Annotated in this window: 20 protein-coding genes; 13 read left to right on the top strand and 7 right to left on the bottom strand. The window is 66.2% G+C overall.

The genetic code is table 11. From position 1 onward, the window contains the following. Nucleotide 1 precedes the first annotated feature (1 nt). Both aat and K4043_RS01450 read right to left on the bottom strand, forming a co-directional pair. The gene (gene aat, locus K4043_RS01445; RefSeq protein WP_265307904.1) at nt 2–751 is read right to left on the bottom strand and encodes a leucyl/phenylalanyl-tRNA--protein transferase; all 750 of its coding nucleotides are present in this window, start codon (nt 749–751) and stop codon (nt 2–4) included. Beyond that, on the bottom strand, nt 748–1,884 hold the full coding sequence (locus K4043_RS01450; RefSeq protein WP_265307905.1) for a GNAT family N-acetyltransferase: 1,137 nt from the start codon (nt 1,882–1,884) through the stop codon (nt 748–750). Before K4043_RS01450 ends, aat begins: the two co-directional genes overlap by 4 nt. 195 nt (nt 1,885–2,079) lie before the next feature. Between K4043_RS01450 and K4043_RS01455 the strand changes: the two genes are divergently transcribed. Further along, nucleotides 2,080–3,609: an N-acetylmuramoyl-L-alanine amidase gene (locus K4043_RS01455; protein ID WP_265307906.1), complete on the top strand. Its 1,530-nt coding sequence runs from the start codon at nt 2,080–2,082 to the stop codon at nt 3,607–3,609. 118 nt (nt 3,610–3,727) lie between these two features. On the opposite strand, the gene trxB is transcribed toward K4043_RS01455, so the two are convergent. Continuing rightward, nucleotides 3,728–4,690, bottom strand: coding sequence for a thioredoxin-disulfide reductase (trxB, locus tag K4043_RS01460; RefSeq protein ID WP_265307907.1), 963 nt, complete (start codon nt 4,688–4,690; stop codon nt 3,728–3,730). A 255-nt stretch (nt 4,691–4,945) separates the two neighbouring features. Here trxB and K4043_RS01465 point away from each other — a divergent pair, with 255 nt between their 5' ends. From K4043_RS01465 to K4043_RS01490, 6 genes are all read left to right on the top strand, one after another. After that, nucleotides 4,946–7,303: a DNA translocase FtsK gene (locus K4043_RS01465; protein WP_121036781.1), complete on the top strand. Its 2,358-nt coding sequence runs from the start codon at nt 4,946–4,948 to the stop codon at nt 7,301–7,303. A gap of 78 nt (nt 7,304–7,381) precedes the next feature. Continuing rightward, nucleotides 7,382–9,346, top strand: coding sequence for a DUF3857 domain-containing transglutaminase family protein (locus K4043_RS01470; protein WP_265308520.1), 1,965 nt, complete (start codon nt 7,382–7,384; stop codon nt 9,344–9,346). A gap of 107 nt (nt 9,347–9,453) precedes the next feature. Further along, entirely contained in the window at nt 9,454–10,092 is a 639-nt protein-coding gene (lolA, locus tag K4043_RS01475; RefSeq protein ID WP_123729244.1) for an outer membrane lipoprotein chaperone LolA, read from the top strand. A gap of 95 nt (nt 10,093–10,187) precedes the next feature. Beyond that, complete coding sequence (locus tag K4043_RS01480) at nt 10,188–11,489, top strand: replication-associated recombination protein A (RefSeq protein WP_260232189.1); 1,302 nt, start codon at nt 10,188–10,190, stop codon at nt 11,487–11,489. Then, nucleotides 11,489–11,887 (top strand): fluoride efflux transporter CrcB, encoded by a 399-nt coding sequence (crcB, locus tag K4043_RS01485; protein WP_265307908.1) that lies wholly within the window; start codon nt 11,489–11,491, stop codon nt 11,885–11,887. The genes K4043_RS01480 and crcB overlap by 1 nt, the downstream gene beginning before the upstream one ends. Before the next feature lie 97 nt (nt 11,888–11,984). Next, entirely contained in the window at nt 11,985–12,257 is a 273-nt protein-coding gene (locus tag K4043_RS01490; RefSeq protein ID WP_019184750.1) for a hypothetical protein, read from the top strand. Here K4043_RS01490 and K4043_RS01495 read toward each other — a convergent pair. Together K4043_RS01495 and K4043_RS01500 are read right to left on the bottom strand one after the other, a co-directional pair. Then, nucleotides 12,250–13,143, bottom strand: a complete 894-nt coding sequence (locus K4043_RS01495; RefSeq protein ID WP_265307909.1) for a LysR substrate-binding domain-containing protein — start codon at nt 13,141–13,143, stop codon at nt 12,250–12,252. The genes K4043_RS01490 and K4043_RS01495 overlap by 8 nt on opposite strands. Before the next feature lie 74 nt (nt 13,144–13,217). Then, the gene (locus K4043_RS01500) at nt 13,218–14,216 is read right to left on the bottom strand and encodes a WYL domain-containing protein (protein ID WP_265307910.1); all 999 of its coding nucleotides are present in this window, start codon (nt 14,214–14,216) and stop codon (nt 13,218–13,220) included. Between the two features lie 96 nt (nt 14,217–14,312). Here K4043_RS01500 and K4043_RS01505 point away from each other — a divergent pair, with 96 nt between their 5' ends. Continuing rightward, nucleotides 14,313–14,918, top strand: coding sequence for a glutathione S-transferase family protein (locus K4043_RS01505; RefSeq protein ID WP_265307911.1), 606 nt, complete (start codon nt 14,313–14,315; stop codon nt 14,916–14,918). A 125-nt stretch (nt 14,919–15,043) separates the two neighbouring features. Continuing rightward, nucleotides 15,044–16,489 carry an amidohydrolase family protein gene (locus tag K4043_RS01510; protein WP_265307912.1) on the top strand — a complete coding sequence of 482 codons (1,446 nt, stop codon included), beginning with the start codon at nt 15,044–15,046 and terminating at the stop codon, nt 16,487–16,489. A gap of 59 nt (nt 16,490–16,548) precedes the next feature. Here K4043_RS01510 and K4043_RS01515 read toward each other — a convergent pair whose 3' ends face one another. Together K4043_RS01515 and K4043_RS01520 are read right to left on the bottom strand one after the other, a co-directional pair. After that, entirely contained in the window at nt 16,549–18,711 is a 2,163-nt protein-coding gene (locus K4043_RS01515; protein WP_265307913.1) for a glycoside hydrolase, read from the bottom strand. Between the two features lie 113 nt (nt 18,712–18,824). Further along, nucleotides 18,825–19,445 carry an NAD(P)H-dependent oxidoreductase gene (locus K4043_RS01520; RefSeq protein WP_265307914.1) on the bottom strand — a complete coding sequence of 207 codons (621 nt, stop codon included), beginning with the start codon at nt 19,443–19,445 and terminating at the stop codon, nt 18,825–18,827. Nucleotides 19,446–19,568: 123 nt separating this feature from the next. Here K4043_RS01520 and K4043_RS01525 point away from each other — a divergent pair, with 123 nt between their 5' ends. From K4043_RS01525 to K4043_RS01540, 4 genes are all read left to right on the top strand, one after another. After that, nucleotides 19,569–20,129, top strand: coding sequence for a TetR/AcrR family transcriptional regulator (locus K4043_RS01525; RefSeq protein ID WP_265307915.1), 561 nt, complete (start codon nt 19,569–19,571; stop codon nt 20,127–20,129). 104 nt (nt 20,130–20,233) lie between these two features. Then, a complete protein-coding gene (locus tag K4043_RS01530; RefSeq protein ID WP_265307916.1) occupies nt 20,234–20,989 on the top strand; it encodes a hypothetical protein in 756 nt (251 codons plus the stop codon). Between the two features lie 82 nt (nt 20,990–21,071). After that, a complete protein-coding gene (locus K4043_RS01535) occupies nt 21,072–22,079 on the top strand; it encodes an alpha/beta hydrolase-fold protein (RefSeq protein ID WP_123729255.1) in 1,008 nt (335 codons plus the stop codon). A gap of 121 nt (nt 22,080–22,200) precedes the next feature. Further along, nucleotides 22,201–23,583, top strand: a complete 1,383-nt coding sequence (locus K4043_RS01540; protein ID WP_265307917.1) for an ATP-binding protein — start codon at nt 22,201–22,203, stop codon at nt 23,581–23,583. The last annotated feature ends 64 nt before the right edge of the window (nt 23,584–23,647 follow it).

Consider the following 23,647-nt stretch of genomic DNA (forward strand, 5'->3'; position numbering starts at 1 on the left):
GTTAAGACCGGTCCGGATCAGCGATTTCGGCGGCCGACAGCGTGCCGAACAAATCCACCCAATCGCCTGCGGCGACTGGCTGTTGGACCTGTTCACGGACCAGCGCGAGAAAGCGCTGCCGCGGCCAGTGCTCAGCGCCCATGCGCAGCAGATGGTCATTTTCGACCTGCGCATCGATCAGTGGCCACCCCCAACTGGCCAGCCGATGGGCCAGCCCGGCCAGGGCGACCTTGGAGCCGCCCGATGCCGCACTGAACATGCTTTCCCCAAAGAACATCCGTCCGATCGCCACCCCGTAGATGCCACCGACCAAGGCATCGCCATCGAATACCTCCACCGAGTGCGCGAAGCCGAGCCGGTGCAGGTCGACATACGCATCGCGCATGTCACGCGTGATCCAGGTGCCGTCCTGGCCGGGGCGCGGGCTGGCCGCGCAGGCATCGATCACCTGCTCGAAACAGGTGTCTGCCCCCAGCGTCCAGGTGCTCTGCCGGAGCGAGCGGCGAAAGCGGCTGGACAGGTGCACACCATCGGTGCGGAACACCATGCGCGGGTCCGGCGACCACCACAGCAGCGGCTGGCCCTCGGAGAACCACGGGAAGATGCCGCCCGCATAGGCATTGAGCAGCCGCACCGGCGAGAGGTCGCCGCCGAGCGCCAGCAGGCCGTCGGGATCGCGCAACGCGGCCTCGGCGGGCGGGAACGGGGCATCGGGCGCGTCATCCAGGCGCCAGGGCAGGTGGCGGGTCACGCCGGGTCGACCTTGTCGACCTTGAACGGGCTGTGCGCCGCCAGCACCCGCGCATAGTGGGCGACCTCGGCGCGTTCCTGCGCGCACCACGCCACCAAGGCTTCGGCAAAGGCCGGTTCTGCGATCCAGTGGCGGCTGCGCACCGGGTGCGGCAGGAAGCCGCGGGCCAACTTGTGCTCACCCTGGGCGCCGGGCTCGAAGCGGGCCAGTCCCTCGCGCAGGCAGTACGCGATGCCCTGGTAATAGCAGGTCTCGAAGTGCAGGCCGGGCAGGGTGGCGCCGCCCCAGTAGCGCCCGTAGAGCGTGTCCGTGCCACGCAGGCACAGCGCGCCGGCGACCGGCACGCCGTCGAGTACGGCCAGGAAGATCACCAGCGCGCGCGGCATCGTGCGGGCCAGATGCTGCAGGAACGGGAGCGTGAGCGCGGGCGAGTTGCCGTATTCGGCGAAGGTCTGCAGGTAGAAGCCATGCATGGCGCGCAGGTCGGCCTCGGTCGCCTCATCGCCATGCACGATGCGATACGTGACACCACTGCGCGCGAGCTTGGCGCGTTCCTGGCGGATGTTCTTGCGGTGCTTGTGGTCCATCGCGCCGAGGAAGTCGTCGAAGGTCTGCCAGCCACCGGGGTTGTGCCACTGGAACTGGATGTCCTCGCGCAGCAGCCAGTCCGGGCTGAAGGCGGGGTCTTCATCGGCGGGATGGAAGTTGATGTGGGCCGAGGACCAGCCCATGCGTGCCACTTCGGCCGCCAGCGATGCCAGCAGTGCGCCACGATCTTGCGTGGTGCCGGCGAGCAAGCGCGGGCCGGTTACCGGCGAATACGGCACCGCGCCCAGCCACTTGGGGAAGTAGTCCAGCCCGTGCTGGGCGTAGGCATGCGCCCACGCATGGTCGAACACGAACTCGCCGTGCGAGTTGTCCTTGAGATAACCCGGGATCGCCGCGACCAATGTGTCCGCGTCCCACAGGGTGAAGTGGCGCGGGCGCCAGCCCCACTCCGGGCGCAGGCAGCCGTGTTCTTCCAGGCCGGCCACGAAGGCATGCGACAGAAAGGGGTTGCGGCCGTCGTGCAGGGCGTCCCAAGCGCCGGGAGGGATTGCCTGCAGATTGTGAAGGAAGCGGCTCGTTGGCATGTCGTAAGGATAGGTCAGGATCTCCGGCGCGTGCGCGCTCCAGATGCCGTCTATCGGGGTTCAAGGTGAGATCGGAACTACGTTTTGGGTTCAATGACGCACTGAGACGTGATGCTTGGAACGATCTCTCTCGGATGAGGAAGCTTGGTGGTGTCGCCAATGGTGGCGGCATCAGCACCCATCCGAGGAGAAGGCATGAAGTGGACAAGCCCGTGGGCATGGGGCGTTTACGCTCTGTTTCTTTTTGCACCCGCTGCGTCGGATGGGCGTGGGCTACCCTCGTCAGGATCTCTCGAAAGCGAAGCAGAGGTGGCTTTTGATGCTTTGTTATCAAGAGCTGCTCAGCGGGCGCTCGACCAGTACAGGGTGAAAGCAGGCCTTCAGGCCCCCAATCAGGCCGTTGCCCGGTTTGACGTGTCGACTGGAAGCGTCACGGTCGATCTTCGGGGGTGGTTGCCGGAAACTGGAGGGGCCGAGCTGGAAGACATTCAGGGCGAGCTGATGAATGAAGTTCTTGATCAGGCCCGCCTCATCCATCCCGCTTCTGGCGTCGAGTTCCGTTACAACGGTAAACGTCTCGAAGAGCACTATCCGGAAGAGGGGGCAGGCGCTCCTCTCTCGCTACGACGCCTTTCCCTGCCAGGCCCTGTCGTGGTGTCGGCAGGGCATGGCTGGTACTTTCATCACCGGTTCCGGGATTGGCGGGCGCAGCGTGATCCATCGGACGGAATAATCGAAGATGAGATTACACCTGGGTATGCCGACGAGTTGCGGCACTGGCTAATGACCCGGAGTTCGGTGGATGTGCGTACGGCAAGGTCCAGGGCTGCTGACAGCCATGAGGGCAGCCTCCAGGCATGGTGGCGCATGGCGGCGCGCTATCGATTCCAAGCGTCCTTTCCGGGGCAGCCGCAGATATGGAATTCGCTTCCTGGGTCTACACACGCGCTTCGAGAGCGTGACGAGGACATCCGCAGTCGCCCCCTTTACGCCAATGACATCAACGCCGCAGCGCTGCTTCATCTGCATACAAACGCTGCGGGGCCATCGGCGACAGGAGCCAGGGTCTTCTTTGAGCGCGGGCGGGGGGAGGATGAGAGGCTCGGTCGTAGCATTCTGTGCTACATGAAGGAGCTGATTACAGCCCAGGATGGGTATGCTTCCTACGTGGTGCCTGCGGCACCGGAGGCGGGAAGCCATGGCGAAAACCGGCTCGCCCAGATGCCTTCGGTCATTGTGGAGGCCGGCTTTCACACCAATCCGTCGGACGCGATCGCGCTGCAGGATCCCGTGTTTCGCACCGCCGCGATGAAAGGGGTGGAGAAGGGTTATCGCCTCCATCGCGAGGGCAAGGATTGCGCACCGCTCAAGGCGGGGCCGATAAGGGGCCTCCAGTTACCTCAAGGTATGTCCGAAGAGGTGGATGTCCCGTTTGAGGGCTATCCGCAATACCCGATCGAGCTGGTCACCACCAACATCGCGTGCCCGCCAACGTGGACGTGCCGGGACGGTCTGGTCCGCATCCAGGCACCGGGCGACCAGCCGCACAGGATCACCATTCGGTGCGAGAACGTCGGCACCGCCCCCGTCGTCTGGCACACCTCGGTGGTCGATGCGGATGGGGTGAAATCGCCACCCGTTCGGCATTCTGTTGTGTGCATCCGCAATGCCGGGCGGGCCGTTTCGGGCGAATCCATCCCGGAGGGAGCTGCTGTTGCCGGGTAGGCTGCCCGCGTAGCCGCTTGTGCGCATGCTGATGATGGGCATCCGCGCGACCGCCCGACGAAAAAAGGGCCAGCGAAACCTCGCCGGCCCTTTTTTCACTTCCCAGGTCCAGCCTGCCTCAGTCCAGCTTGCCCTTCGCATCCAGATAGCGCTCGGCATCCAGCGCGGCCATGCAGCCGAAGCCGGCCGAGGTGATCGCCTGGCGATAGTGCTGGTCGGCCACGTCGCCGGCGGCGAACACGCCTTCCACCGAGGTCTGGGTGGCGTTGCCGCCCAGGCCCGAACGGATGTCCAGGTACCCGTTGTTCATGGTCAGCTGGCCATCGAACAGGCTGGTGTTGGGGTGGTGGCCGATCGCCACGAAGAAGCCATGGGCCTCGATATCACGAGTGCTGCCGTCCAGCGTGGACTTCACGCGCACGCCGGTCACGCCGGCCTCGTTGCCCAGCACTTCGTCCACCTGGTGGTGCCACACGGTCTCGATCTTGCCGGCTTCGACCTTGGCGAACAGCTTGTCCTGCATGATCTTTTCCGCCTTGAGCGTGTCGCGGCGGTGGACCAGGTAGACCTTGCGGGCGATGTTGGACAGGTACAGGGCCTCTTCCACGGCGGTGTTGCCGCCGCCGACCACGACCACGTCCTGGTCACGGTAGAAGAAGCCATCGCAGGTGGCGCAGGCAGACACGCCGCGGCCCTTGAACGCCTCTTCGCTGGGAATGCCCAGGTACTTGGCGGTGGCGCCGGTGGCGATGATCAGGGCGTCGCAGGTGTACTCGGCGCTGTCACCGATCAGCTTGAACGGGCGCTGGGAGACATCGGCGGTGTGGATGTGATCGAAGATGACCTCGGTCTCGAAGCGCTCGGCGTGCGCCTGCATGCGGGTCATCAGGTCCGGGCCCATCAAGCCGTGTGCATCTCCAGGCCAGTTGTCCACCTCGGTGGTGGTCATCAGCTGGCCGCCCTGCTGCAGGCCGGTGATCACGACGGGCTTGAGGTTGGCGCGCGCGGCGTAGACGGCGGCGGTCCAGCCGGCCGGGCCGGAACCAAGGATCAACAGGCGGGAGTGCTTGGAGTTGCTCATGTAAGCTCGCAATAGAAGGTAGGGCGGGACGCTGGCAGGGTGATTGCGCGGCGTCCGAGCGAAGTCATAGAGTGGCGGCAGGGGCGGGGCGATTCAAGGCGCGCAGTGGAACGCGGCGACCCGCGAAGCACGACGCCCATTCCGGTGCCGGAGTTTTGACGCTGACCATGCCGGCCAGCGGCCGGCACCTACCGGGGTGGGGTCCAGTCGTTTATTATCAAGCACTAACAGTGCATTCCCAAGGTGTGGTCTAAGGTGGCGAAACAGGTCCCGGAACGAGCCAAGGCGTCCGACAGCAAGGCAGCGCCGCGCAAACCGGCCGGCGAGGACAATCCGCGCCGGCAGCGCCTGTGGCGCGATCTGGGGTTGATCGCGGTCGCCCCGGCATTGCTGTATCTGGTCGCCAGTCTGTTCACCTACTCGGCCACCGACCCCGGCTGGTCGCATACCGGCAGCGTGGTCGCGCCGGTGCACAACATGGGCGGTCGCGCCGGTGCCTGGATCGCCGACGTCCTGCTGCAGCTGTTCGGCTACATGGCCTTCGTGCTGCCGATCGTGCTGGGCGCACTGGCCTGGATCGCGATGTTCGGGCTGAAGCGCGAGGCCAAGGGTGAGCATGACCTGGATCCGGCACTGCGCCTGGTCGGCCTGGTCGGCTTCCTGATCGCCGGCACCGGCTTCCTGCATCTGCGCCTGTTCGTGGCCGATGTGGCCCATGCCGGCGGCATCCTCGGCAAGCTGGTAGGCAGCTCGCTCAGCGTCGGTTTCGGCGCATTGGGCGCCAACCTCTTCGTGCTGGTCCTGCTGCTGGCCTCGATCACCCTGGCCACGGGCATCTCCTGGTTCGTGGTGATGGAGAAGATTGGTAACTGGGTGCTGGCACTGCCGCCGCTGTTCAACAAGAAGAAAGAGCAGGCCACCGAGTGGCAGCAGACCCGCGCGATGCGCGAGGAGCGCCAGGAAGTGCGCAAGGTCGACGCCGAAGTCCGCGCCAAGCGCGAGCCGGTCAAGATCGAGCCGCGGCCGGAGCCGGTGCTGGAGAAGAGTGATCGCGCCAAGCGCGAGACCCAGATTCCGATGTTCCGTGGGGTCAACGGCGATGGCTCGGACGTGCCGCCACTGGCACTGCTGGACGATCCCAAGCCGCAGCCCAAGGGTTACGACGAGGGCACGCTGGAGACGCTCTCGCGCCAGATCGAGTTCAAGCTCAAGGATTTCCGCATCGATGCGCAGGTGGTCGGTGCCTATCCCGGCCCGGTGATCACCCGTTTCGAGATCGAGCCGGCCCCGGGCATCAAGGTCAGCCAGATCAGCTCGCTGGACAAGGACATCGCACGCGGTCTGTCGGTGAAATCGGTGCGCGTGGTCGATGTGATCCCGGGCAAGTCGGTGGTGGGTCTGGAGATCCCCAACGTCACCCGCGAGATGATCTATCTCTCCGAGCTGCTGCGCTCCAAGGAATATGACAAGTCCGCCAGCGTGCTGACCCTGGCGCTGGGCAAGGACATCGCCGGCCGCCCGACCGTGGCCGACCTGGCGCGCATGCCGCATCTGCTGGTGGCCGGCACCACCGGCTCGGGCAAGTCCGTGGCGGTCAACGCGATGGTGCTGAGCCTGCTGTACAAGGCCTCGCCGAAAGACCTGCGCATGCTGATGATCGACCCGAAGATGCTCGAGCTGAGCGTCTACCAGGGCATCCCGCATCTGCTGGCGCCGGTGGTCACCGACATGAAGGAGGCCGCCAACGGCCTGCGCTGGTGCGTGGCCGAAATGGAGCGGCGCTACAAGCTGATGAGCGCGGTGGGCGTGCGCAACCTGGCCGGCTTCAACAAGAAGGTCAAGGATGCCCAGGACGCCGGGCAGCCGATGATGGACCCGCTGTTCAAGCCCAACCCGGAACTCGGCGAGGCCCCGCGTCCGCTGGAGACGCTGCCCTTCATCGTCATCTTCATCGACGAATTTGCGGACATGATGATGATCGTCGGCAAGAAGGTGGAAGAGCTGATCGCGCGCCTGGCGCAGAAGGCGCGTGCGGCCGGCATCCATCTGATCCTGGCCACCCAGCGCCCCTCGGTGGACGTGATCACCGGCTTGATCAAGGCCAACATCCCGACCCGTATCGGCTTCCAGGTCAGCTCGAAGATCGATTCGCGCACCATCCTCGATCAGTCCGGCGCGGAAACGCTGCTGGGCCACGGCGACATGCTGTATCTGCCGCCGGGCACCGCGTTGCCGGACCGTGTGCATGGCGCCTTCGTCTCCGATGAAGAAGTTCACCGCGTGGTCGAGCACCTCAAGGCCAGCGGCCCGACCGATTACATCACCGGCGTGCTGGACGAAGTGCAGATGATGGGCGATGGCGTCGTGGTCGGCCCCGGTGGCCTGCCCGAGGCGGGCGGCGGTGGCGGCGATGAGTCCGATCCGCTGTACGACGAGGCCCTGCGCATCGTCACCGAAACCCGTCGTGCCTCCATCTCCGGCGTGCAGCGTCGTCTGAAGATCGGCTACAACCGTGCCGCGCGCCTGATCGAAGCGATGGAGGCGGCTGGCGTGGTCAGCCCGCCCGAGCACAACGGCGACCGCAGCGTGCTGGCGCCGCCCCCGCCCAAGTAACGCCGGGCCCGGCCTGGCTGCGTAGAACCCGGGCGCGGCCCGGGTGTTGCCGAGCACAAGGAACCTGCAATGAAGCCGATGATCTGGACGATGCTGGGCGCCATGACGCTCGCGCCGGTAGTGGCGTGGGCCGATGCCCAGCCCGTGCCGGCACCCGTGACACCCGTGGCACCGCCCAGCCCGGGCGGGCAGAGCGGCCCGGCCGCGGGCGCTGAAGCGCAGGCCAACAACAACTTCAGCTTCGTGCGCTATCGCGCCGACTACGTGGTACGCCCGGATGCGGGCAATACGCAGACCGAAGAGTACGAGATCCTGCTCAAGACCAAATCGGCGGTCGAGCAGTTCAGCCAGGTGCGGCTGAGCTACAGCGAGAAGATGGAAACGCTGGAGGTGCTGCAGGCCTACACGTTGACGGCGGACGGCCAGCGTCGGGACGTGCCGGCCGACCGCATCTACACGCAGGAAAGCTATTCCAGCGCGGCAGCGGCGATGTACGCTGACCGCAAGGTGCGCGTGGTGGTCTTCCCGAATCTGGCGCCCGGCACGCGCGTGGTTTACCAGACCCGCCGCACCCAGAACACGCCGTACTTCCCGGGCTACTTCGGCCTATGGGAAACCTTCAGCGTGTTCACCCAGTACGACGATGCCCGCGTGACCCTGAGCGCGCCTGCCGATCTGCCCATGCAGGTGGAACAGCGGGGCGTGCAGGGCAGCCAGACGCCGCGTGTGCGCAATGGCATGGCGCGCTGGGAGTGGACGTACCGGCGCACGGATCCGCTGAAGGCGCAGAACTGGTCCGCCGCCGCGTGGGAGTACAGCCCCACCATCATGGCCAGTACGTACCGTGACTGGTCGCAGGTGGCGCAGGCCTACCAGCTCAAGGGCGGCGAGGCCGCCGCTGTCACGCCGCAGATCCAGGCGCTGGCCGACGAGCTCACCCGGGGCATTGCCGACCGTCGCGAGCAGGCCGCCGTGCTGTATCGCTGGGTGGCGCAGAACATCCGCTACGTGGCGGTTTACCTGGGCAATGGCGGGCTGGAACCCAACCCGGCGCAGAGCATCCTCGACAACCATTACGGCGACTGCAAAGACCATGTCGTGATCCTGGAGGCGTTGTTGGCTGCGCGTGGCATCCAGAGCACGCCGGTGCTGATCGGTGCCGGCGGTGGGCCGACGCTGCCGGCGATTCCGCTGCTGGGCCGTTTCGACCACGCCATCACCTACATCCCCGAGTTCGACCTGTACCTGGACTCGACCGCGCCCTATGCGCGTGTTGGCCAGTTGCCCGAGGGGGATCTTGGCGCGCCGGTGCTGCACACCCGCCAGGCCGTCGTGGCGCGCACCCCGGCCAACGATGCGTCGCGCAACGGCACCGGGATCGAGGCAACGTTCCGGTTCGATGCGGCGGGCAATCTGTCTGGCCGGACCGTGCTCCAACCGAGCGGCGTGACCGAAATTGGCATGCGCGGCGCCTTCGCACGGCTCAACGCGCAGAACCGGGCGCGTGCCGAAGAATCGATGATGGCCGCGTCCGGCTTCGACGGCAGTGGCGCACTGACGCTGCTGGGTGACCCGCAGGATCTGACCCGGCCGTTCAACTTCCGCTATGACTTCCTGGCCAGCGATTACGTCGATTTTGGCGTGGTCGGAGGGATGGTGCTGCCTGACGCACCGGGCAGCCAATCGTTCCGTGACCTGTATGCCAGCACGTCGGCGCCGGAAAACGCCACGCCGTTCTACTGCAACGACAGTCTGCGCGATGAGCGCTACCAGCTGACCTTCCCGGCGAACGTGCCGATCGTAGCGATCCCGCGCAGCCAGCACTTCGCCAATGCGGCGGGTGAGTATCAGGTGGACTGGACGCGCGAGGGGCAGCTGATCACCGCGCACCATCGGCTGCACCAGCGGGCCGTACGCGGGGCGGATGCACTGTGCCAGCCGCAGGATTACGCCGCCTTCCGCGAGCTGTACCAGCAGGTCCGTCGCGGCTTCCGCGGGCAGGTGGTGTATGGGGACCTCAAGACGGTGCAGGCCGGGCCGTAAACCGCGTTCGGCAAGCGGGTTCCAGCGCATAATGTGGCCCTGATCGCCCATTCAGGATTGAATGGGCACACTGCCTCCCATCCTTCCCATTCGCCTGGATACCTCGCATGCACACCACCTTCCGCCGCTCCCTGCTTGCCGCCACCCTGGTCGTGGCCAGTGTCGGCTCGGCTTCGGCCTGGGCAGGCGCCCGTGATGAACTCAACCGCTTCACCCAGGGCCTGAAGGGCCTGGACGGACAGTTCAGCCAGCAGGTGTTCGACAGCAAGGGCAAGGTCAAGGAAAACACCAGCGGCCGCGTTGCGTTGTCCGCGCCGCGCCTGTTCCGTTGGGAGTACATCAAGCCGCACGAACAGCTGATCGTGGCCGATGGCAAGAAGGTCTGGGTGTATGAGCCGGACCTGGAGCAGGCCAGCGTGCGCCCGCAGGGCCAGGAAGAGCAGAACAGCCCGCTGACCGCATTGATCAATCCGGCGCTGCTGGACAAACAATACGACGTCAGCGAAGAGGCCGCCGTGCGCGATGGCCTGCAGTGGCTGTCGCTGAGCCCGAAGCGTGAGACCGACACCGCCTTCCAGTACGCCGCGTTGGGCTTCAACGGCCAGGGTCTGGCCCGCATGGAAGTGGTGGACGCGGTGGGTCAGCGCACGGTGATCAACTTCACCGGGTGGAAGCGCAACCCGAGCTTTGCTGCCGGCACCTTCAGCTTCACCCCGGCCAAGGGTGTGGACGTCATCGGCGAGTAACGGCCGCGGGCGTTCGGCCGCGATAGAATACAGACGTGGCCAGAAACCGAACGACATTCAATGGGCCCGATCTGCTGACCGTGGATCGGGACAACATGCGTCCGCTCGCCGAGCGGATGCGCCCGCAGACGCTGGATGAAATGGTGGGCCAGAAGCGCCTGCTCGCACCGGGCAGCGCGCTGCGCCGGGCCGTCGAGTCCGGCCATGTGCACTCGATGATCCTGTGGGGCCCGCCAGGCTGCGGCAAGACCACACTCTCGCTGCTGCTGGCGCATTACGCCGATGCCGAGTTCCGTGCGATCTCGGCCGTGCTGTCCGGTCTGCCCGAGGTGCGCCAGGTGCTGGCCGAAGCCGCGCAGCGCTTCGCCGAAGGGCGTCGCACGGTGCTGTTCGTGGACGAAGTGCACCGTTTCAACAAAGCCCAGCAGGATGCGTTCCTGCCGCATATCGAACGCGGCACCATCGTGTTCGTGGGCGCCACCACCGAAAACCCTTCGTTCGAACTGAACTCGGCGCTGCTGTCGCGGTGCCGCGTGCACGTGCTGGAGTCGGTGTCTCCGGCGGACATCGTGGAGGCGCTGGAGCGTGCGCTGCAGGACACCGAGCGTGGCCTGGGCGCGGAGCAGCTGCAGGTGGCGCCGGAGGCGTTGCTGGAGATCGCCACCGCCGCCGATGGCGATGTGCGACGCGGCCTGACCCTGCTGGAGATCGCGGCCGAGCTGGCCAGTGGCGACGGCGGGCGGATCAGTCCGGAGATGCTGGTGCAGGTGCTGGCAGACCGCACGCGTCGCTTCGACAAGGGCGGCGAGCAGTTCTACGACCAGATCTCGGCGCTGCACAAATCCGTGCGCAGCTCCAACCCGGATGCCGCGCTGTACTGGCTGACGCGCATGCTCGATGGTGGCTGTGATCCGTCGTATCTGGCACGTCGCCTGACCCGGATGGCGATCGAGGATATCGGGTTGGCCGATCCGCGCGCGCAGTCGATGGCGCTGGAAGCCTGGGACATCTACGAGCGGCTGGGCAGCCCGGAAGGCGAGCTCGCGTTCGCGCAGCTGGTGCTGTATCTGGCCAGTACCGCCAAGTCGAACGCCGGCTATGCCGCCTTCAACAAGGCCAAGCAGGAAGTGCGCGAGACCGGTACCCAGGAGGTGCCGCTGCACCTTCGCAATGCGCCGACCAAGCTGATGAAGGAGCTGGGCTACGGCAAGACCTATCAGTACGATCACGATGCCGACGGCGGCATCGCGCTGGACCAGACCGGTTTCCCCGATGCGATGGGCGAGCGGGTGTATTACGAGCCGGTGCCGCGCGGGCTTGAGATCAAGCTGAAAGAGAAGCTGGACCGCTTGCGTGCCGCCCGGGAACAGGCGCGTGCGGAGAAGGGCGCGGACTGATGGACGGCATTGGCCTGTGGTGGCAGCAGCTCGGGCTGGTGATGGCCGGCGGCGCACTGGGCGCGGCGCTGCGTTTCATGATCGGCGATGCGATGCTGCGCCAGTTCGGTACTGGCTTCCCGTGGGGCACGCTGACGGTGAACCTGGTCGGCGCGTTCGTGGCGGGTTACGTGATGATCTGGCTGCAGAGTCGTGGCACGGCCGCGGTGTACTGGCGCGCCTTTCTGATCGTGGGAATCGTGGGCGGGTTGACCACGTTTTCGTCGATGATGCTGGAGTCGCTGGTGTTTACCCGCGCGGATCGAAGCCTGATGGTGCCGCTGTATCTGGGCATCAGTCTGCTCGGTGGCATGCTGCTGGTGTGGGCTGGCGCGCGTGTGGCCGAGGCGTGGCGCTGAGGTTCACACGCTGCCATCGCAGAAATCCACGCAAAACGCTGGATTAAAGTGATGTCTCACGATATCGTGCGCGCCCCCGTTTGCATCCTCGTCCGTCATGCGCGATGAACAAGACCCCGGAACACTGGAACTGACGCTGCCGCGCAAGCGCGGCCGTCCGCCCACGTTCGGCTACGCGATGACCGATGCACAGCGTGCGGCCCGTTACCGTGCGCGCCGCGCCGGGCAGGCCGGGCATGCCGATGTGCGCAACTGCAGCGACATGGTGCTGCTGGACAAGATCCGCGCCTCGATCACCAGCAAGGACCCGGAACTGACCGGCTTCCTGGTACACGTGCTCTGGCAGCGCTACCCGCTGCAGCTCAAGTAAGCGCACCCGCCCGTTCCTGATCGAGCAGGCCCGTCAGGCGCACGGCCAGGGCTTTGACCAGCGGGTCGGCTGTGGTGCGGTGAAGCAGCGCGATCTCGAACGTGTCGATGGGCGGCAACCCTTGTTCCGGACCCAGCACGGTGTGCTCGCGACTCAGGGCGCGCGCCGGCAGCAGGCTGATGCCCATGCCATCGGCGACGGCGCCCTGGATGCCGCTCAGGCTGGAACTGGTGAAGCTGATCCGCCAGCGGCGGCCGAGTGCTTCGATGGCATCGATGATGTCGTCGCGATACAGCCCGCGCGGCGGGAAGGTGACCAATGGCACCGGATCCAGGCCGATGCAGCCATTGCGGGCACTGTCGATCCAGACCATGGTCTCCGGCCAGCAGGCCATGGCGGCGCGGCTGTTGCGGCGCTGCTTGACCAGGATCAGATCGAGTTCGCCGTGATCGTAGCCATTGGCCAGGTCGCGGCTGAGGCCGCTGGTGACTTCCAGCTTGACCTGGGGGTGCTCGCGGTTGAAGGCGCCGAGCAGCTGGGTGGTCGCGGCGCTGACGAAGTCTTCCGGCACACCCAGCCGGACGGTGACGGCCACCGTGGTGCCGGCAAGCGCTTCGAGCAGTTGGTCATTGAGCGCCAGCAGTTGGCGGGCATGGCCAAGCACGAGCTGCCCGGCATCGGTGGGATGCACGTCGCGGTTGCCGCGCACCAGCAGTGGATGGCCCGCCATCTCCTCCAGCCGACGGATCTTCTGGCTGATGGTGGATTGGGTGGAGTGCAGACGCGCCGCCGCCGTGGTGAAGCTTGCGCAGTCGGCCACCATCACCATGGCGCGCAGCAGGTCCAGGTCGAACAGGGTGCGATTCGGTTTTTCACTTGCGGTCATGCCGTCATTCTGAATCGCAATGGCTGTCGGCGCCAATGTCGACGCGCATGCGGTCAGGTGCTGTTGGTGCCTGCCTAGGCGTCCGACGGTTCGCTACGGGCCAGGCTGCGAGTGATCCGCTCGCGCGCCTCGCGCATGGCCTGATGCAGCGCAGGGGGTCCCAGCACCTCGAAGTCCAGACCCAGCGCCAACAGCCAGTACACCACCGTTCCCAAGGGGTTGGCGGCGCAGCGCAGCAGGCAGCGCAGATCATCGACCGCTTCCAGCTCCCCGGCCGATGCCGGTATCTGCTGGCGCATGACCGACAGCGGCGCATGCAGGATGATCCGGGCCTCGTCGTGGTACTGGCCCAGTGAGAGCGAGCGGGCGACCCATTGGCGCAGGTCACCGTCGCCTGGGCCTGCGCGGGGTGCAAAGTGCGCGCCCACCAGCGGTGCGCTGGCGATCCGGTCGATGCGGAAGGTGCGCCAGTCATTGCGCCCGGTGTCCCAGGCGACCAGGTACCACCGGCGATCGGTATGCACCACGCCTTGGGGCTCGACCTGGCGGGCGCTGGAGACACCCTCGCGGTCGGTGTAGTCGAAGCGGAGTTGCACCTGGTCGCGACAGGCGCAGGCGAGGGTGGTCAGCCGCCCCGCATCGACCTGCGGACCGATCGGGCTGGCGGGGAGAAGCGTCGAGCGCAGCGCGGCCAGCCGGGGGCGCAGTCGCGGCGGCATGGCCTGTTCGATTTTCACCAGCGCCGTGATCGCGGTCTGCTCGATGCCGCTGATCGTGCCGGTCACGGCCGTGCGCAGCGCGACAGCGGCCGCCAGTGCTTCCTCGTCATCCAGCAGCAGTGGCGGTAATGCGCGCCCCGGACGGAACGCATAGCCGCCGGCGATGCCGGTGCTGGCGTGGATGGGGTAGCCAAGCTGGCGCAGGCGATCAATGTCCCGCCGCAGCGTGCGCGGGTGGATGGCCATGCGCTCGGCCAGCTCGCCGCCGGCCCAGTGCGGGCGGGATTGCAGCAACGAAAGCAGGCTCAGCAGGCGGGCGGAGGCGGTCAGCATGCGCGCCAGCGTAACAGCCATTGCGGGCCGATTCTGTCCGCAATGCTGCCTAGTCTTGAGGGCACGGTGCAGCACCTGTTCCGCCGGACCTTTCCGCCCCTTTCAAGGAGTTCTTCAATGTCACTGGTTTTCTATTGGCACCCCATGTCCAGCGCCACCCCGGTCGCGTGCGCTCTGGCCGAGCTGTCCGTCCCGCACGACCGGGTCAAGATCGACATCCGCAACGGCGAGCAGCGCACGCCTGCGTATCTGGCGATCAATCCGAACGGCAAGGTCCCGTGCCTGGTGGTGGACGGCACGCCCCTGTATGAAGGTCTGGCCATCCACCTGTGGTTGGGCGAGCAGTACGGGGTGGGCCAGGGCCTGTGGCCGGCGGCGGGGACCCCGGCTCGACTGGAGGCGATGTCCTGGTGCACGTGGGCGTACGTTACCTACGCAGCGGTGCTGGGGCGGGTATGGCTGGCGACCGTGGACGATGCGCTGCGCAGCGTGGAGCATGCGGCGGCGGGCATCCGTGCCGCCAACGAACTGCTGGATCTGTTGGAGGCGCGCCTGTCGCAGCAGCCGTGGATGGTTGGCGAGGCATACTCGTTGGTGGATCTGGTGGTTGGCCAGGTGGTGGGCTACGGCACCCATCTGGGGGCGGTGGTGGATGCGCATCCGGCGGTTGCAGCCTGGCTGCAGCAGGTGCAGGCCCGCCCGGCCATGCAGGGCGAGAACTGAGGCTGCTGCGTATTGCAACAGGCTCCATTGCAATTGTGCATGCGCATCATGCTGAAATTTAACTGGTGAATGTGCCGGGCCTGACCGTAAGGTGGCCCGGTTCTCTTTTTTCCGGTGCGATCTCCATGTCCTTCCGTCTTGCGATCCCGGTGCTGCTTGCACTGGCCCCTTCCGCGTTCGCAGCCGAGCAGGCCGATCTGATGATCCGCCATGCCACCGTGGTCGACGTCGAGCGCGCCACGACGGTGGCCGATCAGACGGTCGTGGTACGTGGCCAGGACATCGTCGCGGTCGGCAATGACCGGGCGATGCGCAAAGCGTGGCGAGCCAGGCAGGACGTCGATGGCAAGGGGCGCTATCTGATTCCCGGGCTGTGGGACATGCACGTGCATTTCGGCGGCGGCCCGGCGCTCATCGACGAGAACAAGGCGCTGCTCCCGCTGTACATCGCCCATGGCATCACCACCATCCGTGATGCTTCTGGAGATCTGCCCGAGCAGGTACTGCAGTGGCGCGGTGAGATCGCCAGCGGCCAACTGGCTGGCCCGCAGCTGTTCACCTCCGGGGCAAAGATCGAAGGCGTCAAGCCGGTCTGGAAGGGCACCATTGAAGTGGGCTCGCAGGCCGATCTGGATGCGGCGTTCGTGCGCCTCAAACGCGACCGCGTCGATTTCGTCAAAATCACCGACAGCACCCTGACCCCGGAGCTGTTCCTGGCTGCCGTGCGCGGCGCGCGCGCCAATGGGCTGCGTGCCTCCGGCCACATCCCGATGGCGTTGACCGTGCAGCAGGCCGTCGATGCCGGTATCAGCTCGATCGAGCACCTGGACTACGCCTACAAGGCCGGGGTCAAGGATGAGGCGGCCATTGCCGCGGACTTCGCGGCCAAGCGGATTGATCGTGCCCAGGCCAACGCACGACTGGATGCGGGTTTCGACCGTGACACTGCCATGGCCGCCTATCGCGGTTTCGCGACCAAGGGCGTATTCGTGACGCCGACACTCAACGGCGGACGCATCCTGGACTTCCTGGACCAGGACGACCATCACGACGATCCCTATCTGGCCTACATCGGTCCGAAGCTGCAGGCCACCTACGCTTGGCGCGTCGAGCGTGCGGCCAAGGCGACGCCGGCACAGATCCAGGCCCGGCATCAGGAGTACCACCAGGTCGCTGCGGTACTGCCGATGCTGCAGCAGGCCGGGGTCACGATCATGGCCGGCACCGATGCGGGCTTCCTCAACTCGTTCAACTATCCGGGCATCGGCCTGCATGACGAACTGTCACTGTTCGTCAAGGAAGGGCTGAGCCCGGCGCAGGCGCTCTCGGCGGCGACGCGCGCGGGCCCGGCCTGGTTCGGTACGCTGGACCGATACGGTGCGGTCGCGCCAGGCAAGGCCGCCGATCTGGTATTGCTGGAGCGCAATCCGCTGGAGGACATCGAGGCCACGCGTGACATCCAGTACGTGGTCCTGCGCGGCCAGGGGTATGACCGCAAAGCGCTCGATGCGCTGCTGGAGCAGACCAAGGCGAAGGTCGCGGCGTGGAAGGCGGAAGAAACGAAAGAGTAATGGATTCGGGCGCGCTCACCGGTGTGGTGGGCGCGCACGGGGCTGGACAGTGAGCCGGTCTACGGCGATGTCGGCGAGGTGAAGGTGAACGTTCGGCCATCTGCAAGCCGCGCGGTCGCGCTGCGCGGGGGTAGGGTGTGCGTATCGACCTGCTGCGGTTGATCGGAGAAGTTGGCCACGATCACGCTGCCGTCGGTGAACGTAGTCTGCTGCACCTGGCCGGCGGTATCGCGCCAGCGGAAGTCGACCAGTGCCTGATCGAACAGGGCCTGATGCAGCGGCCGGAAGAAGGCGTCCAGATGGCGCAGGTAGGCGATCCGTGATGCGGCGGTCGCGACGCTGAGGTTGAGCAGCGGTGGCACGTTGTACAGCTGCTGCAGCAGCTCGGTGGTACTGCGGCTCTCGCGGAACTTGAGGCTGTCCAGGGTCCAGTGATGGGTGCTGACCACGCTGTCGTGGAAGGCAGCCTGCAGCAATGGCAGGCGACGGGCCGGGTTGAAATAGAGCTGCTGGTACCGCGGTTTGAGCTGGCTCTGTCTGAAGAAGAAGGCGGGCTGGTGCTCTGGCGCCCAGGCGCCGAGGTAGTAGGGGGAGGCGCGCTCCCGGCGCATCTGCGGATCGGCCCAGCCGAAGCCGGAGGTCTGTGCGCCGTGGGCGAACGCGATATGGCGGTTGACGACGGCCGAGCCCACTTCAGAGCCGACCACCAATTTCTGGGTATCGGCCAGCCAGGCCAGTGCTGCGTTCCGGTTGCCGGCGTCCTGGGCCTGTGAGGTCGGTTTGGCTGGATCCACGTCATCGAACAACATGCCGGTCGCGGCCACATCCAGGAACCAGCTGTTGTAGGGCGCGTCGGCGCGAAGGGTGCGCACGCGCCGTTCCATCAGCGGGCGGATGCAGGCCGCGTTGGTGTACACCCCGTTGCCCTGGAAGCCTTTGATGCGCTCGCCGTCGGGTTTCATGATCCCGCAGCGCTCGAATGCGTCCTGCCCCAGCTGTGCTGAGAGCCAGGAAGGATTGTCGTTGCCGTCGGGCAGGGCGGTGTCATAGGAGTCGTAAGGTGCCACCAGATACCCGGCCTTCGCGGCGGCGTCCACGGCGTCAGGGCTCGCCCAACCGGCGGTCCAGTCCGGCAGCCCGAGCCAGAGGCGTGGCAGGCCGGCAGCCTGCAGGGCATGGATCATCCGCGGCGATGCGCTGTCGCCCCGAAGCGCGTCGGGCTTTAGCGCCTTGCCCAGCGTTACGTCCAACTGTTGCCTGCGCTGCTGCAGGGACTCGGCCGTGTCACCGGGAAACTGTTCCGCCAGCGCGGCATTGATGGCGGCCACCAACACCTGCTGTACATACGGGCCGCTGTATTCGGCGGTGAGCGCCTGCAGCGCTTCGGCGTCCTTGGTGATCCATGCCCGCGGCAGCAGTGATTTCAGAGCGGCCCAGTCACGCACGTCCTGTTCGACCAGCAGCCGATCGCCCCACAGATAAAGGTGACTGGCACCGATCAGCTTGTGACCGTCGGGCAGCTGGGCGAGTTTGTCCTTCAGTGGTACGAAGCCGCCCTGCGCCTGCAGCCAGTGCCGGTAGCGTTTGGCCGGGGCCAGCCAATCCGGCGCATCCAGGCTGACGATGACGGTATACGGGTCGGCCTGGTTGAGGGCATTGACGTGGTGCTCGGCGGCCACTGCGACACCCGGCCCGTCCGGGCTGAAGCGCACGGTGTTGTTGAACGGTGTGGCGAACAGGATCGACAGCACGCGATCCTGCCACGCCAAGCCGATCACGGGCAGGGTGAGGTCTTCGGTGGTGTTGATCTCGCCGTAAGCGTCGATGAGCTCATCGCGCCAGACGGTGTCGTCGGCGGGAAGGTAGTAGCCCTCGTGCAGTGGCAGCAGCAAGGCGTGTGGGCCCGCTGGCAGTCGTGGCCAGTGGATGCTGCCGATGGTGCTTCGCTGGAACGTCATCTGCAGCGTATCGCCCGCCAGTGCAGCGCGCACTTCGGTTGTCTCACCCCATTGCCAATGGCCGGTGTCGCGGGTCTGCACCAGCGCTGACACCGTGCCGACATCGCCCGCGGAGGAAACCTGGGTCGTGGTGCCGTCGGCAGCGGTGATGGAGGCCGCCAGCGTTGCGGGATCGATATGGACGCGCCAGTGCGCGTTGGTCAACGTCAGCGCTTGCGCCTGCGTTGCGGAGAGCAGCAGCAACAGAACGGATAAGTACTTCATGCAGAACCTTGGCGAATGTGGCATGTAGTGCCGATCAGTTGCCGAAGCCTAAAGCGCGTGACGGCGCTCGCGTCGGCTGTACGTCACAGTTGCGCGCATGGCGCTGCTGTGAATCATGAAATGTGAGATGCGTTGGCATCCATGGACGCGGTTGCCATGTATTCGCCCAGTGCGAATGCAGTCTGCAGGTGGGCCTGCACGTCGCCCGAGTCCGTTTCCAGCAGCAGCGTGGACGACAGCACCGGCGCGCCGCAGTAGTCGAAGATGCCGGTCTCGATCTGGGTCTTCATCGCGTCGGTATAGCCACGCTTCTGCCACGTGCGTTCGTCAGCACCGCCGAGGCTGACCAGGTGAATGGACAGATGCCCCAGTTTCTTGAGCACCCCCTGGCCACTGCTGTCGTCATAAGCCCACCCATTGGAAAACACGCGGTCGATCCAGCCCTTCATGAGGGCCGGCATGCTCCACCAATACACAGGGAAGACCAGCACCAATGCAGTGGCGCGGTCCAGTCGGGCCTGTTCGGCCAGTACATCAGCGGGAAAGGGCGCCAGGCGTTGATGGCCCTGCATGTCGTCCTGATTGAAGCGCGGGTCGAAGCCCTCGGCACTCAGGTCGGCCAGTTCGACCGTGGCGCCGGCAGCTGTCGAGGTGATGCCCTCGGCGATGTGGCGGGCCACGGTGTGGGTCAGTGCGTCGGGATGGGGGTGAGCGGTGACGATCAGGGTGTGCATCGGAGTCCAAGGGGATAGGGGAGGCTGTATACTTTCGGTAAGTTACACTTCGTAAGTTACGATTGGTATATAGCTATGTCAAGCCCATCTGATCCTGCTGCCTCGGTGCCGACCCGGCGCCGGATGACGCGCGACGACCGCCTTCGCCAGTTGCTGGAGACGGCGTGGCGGCTGATACGCGAAGAGGGCACCGACGCCCTGACGCTGGGGCGGCTGGCCGAGCAGGCCGGGGTCACCAAGCCGGTGGTGTATGACCATTTCGGTACGCGGGCGGGTCTGTTGGCCGCGCTGTATCGTGATTTCGACGCACGGCAGGGCGTGGTGATGGAGACGCTGTTTGCCAGCAGCGGCCCGACACTCGCGGAGAAAGCGCAGGTCATCGCCGAGGCCTACGTGGCCTGCGTGATGAAGCAGGGGCGCGAGATTCCCGGCGTGATTGCTGCGCTGGCCGGCTCACCGGAGCTGGCGCGTATCAAGCGCGAGTATGACGTCGTGTTTCTCGATCAGTGTCGCGCGCTGCTGTCTCCGTTCGCGCCCGAAAGTACTCTGGGTCAGGCCGGGCTGTGGGGCATGCTGGGTGCCGCCGAAGGGCTCTGTTCTGCGGCGACTGCCGGTGACATCACGCCCGCACAGGCCGAGCAGGAGCTTGCCGCGACGATCGAGGCGATGGTCATGCGTGGTTGAGTGCTGCGCAGGCTGGCATGAAGTGCGGCACGGCTGCGATGCGCTGGCCGCGAAGCGGGCGTGATCGGGCGCGTATGATGTCCCGCCCTTCTGGACTGGATGCCATGCGCGCTTTTGTCACCGTTGCAGTACTTACTGCTGCTATCGCTGCGGCAGTGCCCACCAGCGCTGCAGCACTGTCGTTGAGTGAGCGCCTCAAGAATGCATCGACTGTCCAGGTGAACCAGGTGCCGCCGAGTGGCGCGTCACTGCTTGGCCGCGTGCAGCAGTTCCAGAACGGCGACAGCTTGATCCGGGTCGGCGAGGGTGAAGGTGAGCCGCTGGTGCTGACGCTGTGCAATGGCAAGGCGCATATGAATCTCGACGCGAGCTGGCCCGGCGCGCCTGCGGCGAAGACGCAGGAAGAGAAGCAGATGCGTGCGTATGGCCTGTACATGGCGGTGATGGGCGGCATGGCGATGGCGCAGAGCATTGCGGGCGACACGCTGGAGCTGCCGGCCGAAGGGCAGGCCTCCACGGTGCAGCGCGAGACTCCGTGGGCCTATGGCAAGGAGCAGTACGCGGTGACGGTAAGTAACGGGGCCGACGGGGAGCTGCGGATCAGGGTGGCCAAGACGGGAAACACCACGAGCACCCCATCGTCGGGGCCGGATGACATCGTCAGCACCGACGGTGACAAGGCGGCGCGCCTGGCCGAGCTTGAGCCGGTCGGCACCGCGCGCGAGCTGGTGATCTCCGCAGCGCCGATGGGAGCGTCCGTGCCGGACGGCATGTCCTTGAAGGGCTGGATGTCGGCCAGTGGCAAGGGCGGTGCAACGGTGGGTGCCGCGCGCAAGGCCTCGGGCGATTGCGCGCGCTGAACCGGGTGGCGCAACGTCAGTGATACCCATTCTCATTTGAGTTACACTGGCGCGATAGCACCGTCCCTCGCTCCGGGTAGTCATGATTGTTTCGTCGTCGCTGATCTCTTCCGTATCGCCGTGGTTGCGCACGCTGGGCGTGGCGACCGCCATCGGCATGGCGGCGTTGTCGCCCGCCTCGGCGCAGCAGCGCAATCCCGAGCAGAAGGTCGGTGAGACGGTGCTGGATCAGCCGGCGCAGAGCTATCGTTTCGAGCATTTCGTGCTCGACAGCCCCGACAAGGCCCGCCGCTGGCGGGTGAATGTCGGCGTGCCGGCCAAGGCCTCGGCGACGCCGGCACCGGTGCTGTACATGCTGGATGGCAATGCCGCGGCGATGGTGCTCGACCAGGCGATGCTTACCGATCTGGCCGCACATGCCGCGCCGGTGCTGGTGTTCATCGGCTACGACAACGATCTGCGCATCGATTCGCCGGCGCGTACCCGCGACTACACCGCGTGGATCGATACCGCTGACGACGAGAACGGCACGTCGCAGTCCAGCGGTGGTGGTGCGTATGCGTTCCTGGATCTGATCGAGCGCCGGATCAAGCCGGAAGTGCAGCGCCGCGCCAGCATCGATCTGCAGCAGCAGTCACTATGGGGCCATTCGCTCGGCGGCCTGTTCGTGGTCAGCACGCTGTATACCCGCCCGGCCGCGTTCCAGCATTACGTGTCCGCCAGCCCGTCACTGTGGTGGAGCCAGGGCGCCCCGCTGGGCGACATGGAGCGCCAGTTCATCGCCAACGCCCAAGGCCAGCCGGCACAGGTCACGGTGATGCTCGGTGGCGACGAGCGCACCGGCAACCGCGGCGTGCGAGACATGACCAATCCGCGCGTAGTCGCGCATCTGCGCCGCATTGGTGGCGCCACCCCCGATGCCGCGCAGCAGCTGGCCACCCGCCTGGCCAAGGTGCCGGGCCTGACCGTGCAGTACCGCGAATTCCCCGGCCTTGGCCATGGGCCGATGCTGCCGGCATCGCTCAAGGCAACGCTGAGCCAGTTGTATGGCATCGCCGATCGCAGCGGCACGCCCGCGCCGGCCCCCTGATTTTTCGTTACCCAGGCAGTTCCGTGGCCGTGTGCCACCGCCGCAACGGACCGCGGCCACGCCAAGGCAAGCACTGTGACAACGCGCCAACCGGCGCGCCCCCAACAGAAGGAGTCTGCTGATGTACACCCTGAAAACCCTCCCGCGCGTCGCCACCCTGGCCCTTGCGCTGTCGCTGGCCAGCCCGACCGTGTTCGCCCAGCCGGTGTTCGATGCGCCGGCCAACGGCTTCCGCGGTGAAGTGGTCAGCCGCGGCCAGAACGTGGTGCCGGGCAGCGACGCCGAGGTGATCGGCCGCCAGTTCGTCCCGGGCCAGCAGGTGACCCTGCTGCGCGGTGAAACGGTGCTCAACGCCACCCCGTACGTGGTCGATGCCGAGGGCAACTTCAAGGGCAAGGTCGCGATTCCGGCCGATGCCGTGCCCGGCCAGCAGCCGGTGATCGTGCGTGCCAGCCAGCCGTCCGCCGCCGCCGTGCTGTCGTTGCGCGTTTCGCCGAACCTGCCGCTGAGCGGGCAGCAGAACTTCAACCAGACCTCGGCCAAACTGGTCCAGGGCCTGTACCAGTCCGCGTACAGCGCGGCCAGCAACGCGGTCTTCGTCACCGCTGCTGTCGGTCGCCCGCCGGTCACCCAGTCGCAGCTGCTCAAGCTGGACCCGAAGACCCTTAAGGTCACCGCCAAGATCACTCCGGCGGAAGTGCCGGGCGGTAAGGGCGGTGCGGTGTTCGCGGTCTATGGCGTGGGCGTGGATGATGCCAATGGCAACGTGTGGGTCACCAATACCCGCCAGGACACCGTGGCCGTGTATCGCCAGAAGGATCTGTCGCTGGTGCGCCAGTTCGATGTCGGCACTGTGCCGCATGCCCGCGACGTCGTGGTCGATGGCCGTCATGGCAAGGTATTCGCTTCGGCAGCCGGTGAGGATCATCTCTCGGTGTTCGATGCCCGCACCCTGCAGCCGCTGGAGCCGATCACCCTGGCCTCGGGCGTGGACGACAAGAAGTTCGTCCCGATGAGCCTGGTGCTGGATGAAGCGGCCGGCAAGCTGTTCACCGTCAGCATCGGCACGCCCGAAGCGGCCGTGATCGACACCACCACCGGCAAGGTGGAGAAGGTCATCGATCTGGGCAACTCGATCAGCGCCTCCGGCGTGGCCTATGACGCTTCGGCAGGTCGCCTGTACGTGGCCTCGCAGGGCACTGACAACCTGCTGATCGTCGATGTCGCCAGCGGCAAGGTGCTGCACGACGTGCCGGTCGGCGCGGGTGCGCTGAACGTCGCCTTCGAGCCGGTGTCCAAGCTGGCCTATGTGACCAATCGCGGTGCCGGCACGGTGACCGTGGTCGATGGCAACGGCAAGGTGGTGGGCAACCTGGATGGCGGCACCTTCCCGAACCATGTGCGTGAAGATGGCAAGGGCAACGTGTTTGCCGTCAACAAGTCGCGTGATGCCCAGGATCCCAAGGGCGACCGCATCACCCGCATCAGCACCCGCGCGAACTGAGGTTCGCGCAGTGCGTTGCACTGGCGGCGGGGCGAACAGCCCCGCCGTTCTGATGGAAGAGGAA

Source organism: Stenotrophomonas sp. SRS1, from assembly GCF_026130205.1.
In the GTDB taxonomy this organism is placed as follows: Bacteria; Pseudomonadota; Gammaproteobacteria; order Xanthomonadales; family Xanthomonadaceae; genus Stenotrophomonas; species Stenotrophomonas rhizophila_B.

Bases quoted from the DNA above. Each gene is read 5' to 3' on its own strand.
- K4043_RS01450 (WP_265307905.1), bottom strand. From the start codon at position 1,884: ATGCCAACGAGCCGCTTCCTTCACAATCTGCAGGCAATCCCTCCCGGC.
- K4043_RS01455 (WP_265307906.1), top strand. From the start codon at position 2,080: ATGAAGTGGACAAGCCCGTGGGCATGGGGCGTTTACGCTCTGTTTCTT.
- trxB (WP_265307907.1), bottom strand. From the start codon at position 4,690: ATGAGCAACTCCAAGCACTCCCGCCTGTTGATCCTTGGTTCCGGCCCG.
- K4043_RS01470 (WP_265308520.1), top strand. From the start codon at position 7,382: ATGATCTGGACGATGCTGGGCGCCATGACGCTCGCGCCGGTAGTGGCG.
- lolA (WP_123729244.1), top strand. From the start codon at position 9,454: ATGCACACCACCTTCCGCCGCTCCCTGCTTGCCGCCACCCTGGTCGTG.
- K4043_RS01480 (WP_260232189.1), top strand. From the start codon at position 10,188: ATGCGTCCGCTCGCCGAGCGGATGCGCCCGCAGACGCTGGATGAAATG.
- crcB (WP_265307908.1), top strand. From the start codon at position 11,489: ATGGACGGCATTGGCCTGTGGTGGCAGCAGCTCGGGCTGGTGATGGCC.
- K4043_RS01490 (WP_019184750.1), top strand. From the start codon at position 11,985: ATGCGCGATGAACAAGACCCCGGAACACTGGAACTGACGCTGCCGCGC.
- K4043_RS01495 (WP_265307909.1), bottom strand. From the start codon at position 13,143: ATGACCGCAAGTGAAAAACCGAATCGCACCCTGTTCGACCTGGACCTG.
- K4043_RS01500 (WP_265307910.1), bottom strand. From the start codon at position 14,216: ATGGCTGTTACGCTGGCGCGCATGCTGACCGCCTCCGCCCGCCTGCTG.
- K4043_RS01505 (WP_265307911.1), top strand. From the start codon at position 14,313: ATGTCACTGGTTTTCTATTGGCACCCCATGTCCAGCGCCACCCCGGTC.
- K4043_RS01510 (WP_265307912.1), top strand. From the start codon at position 15,044: ATGTCCTTCCGTCTTGCGATCCCGGTGCTGCTTGCACTGGCCCCTTCC.
- K4043_RS01515 (WP_265307913.1), bottom strand. From the start codon at position 18,711: ATGAAGTACTTATCCGTTCTGTTGCTGCTGCTCTCCGCAACGCAGGCG.
- K4043_RS01520 (WP_265307914.1), bottom strand. From the start codon at position 19,445: ATGCACACCCTGATCGTCACCGCTCACCCCCATCCCGACGCACTGACC.
- K4043_RS01525 (WP_265307915.1), top strand. From the start codon at position 19,569: ATGACGCGCGACGACCGCCTTCGCCAGTTGCTGGAGACGGCGTGGCGG.
- K4043_RS01530 (WP_265307916.1), top strand. From the start codon at position 20,234: ATGCGCGCTTTTGTCACCGTTGCAGTACTTACTGCTGCTATCGCTGCG.
- K4043_RS01535 (WP_123729255.1), top strand. From the start codon at position 21,072: ATGATTGTTTCGTCGTCGCTGATCTCTTCCGTATCGCCGTGGTTGCGC.
- K4043_RS01540 (WP_265307917.1), top strand. From the start codon at position 22,201: ATGTACACCCTGAAAACCCTCCCGCGCGTCGCCACCCTGGCCCTTGCG.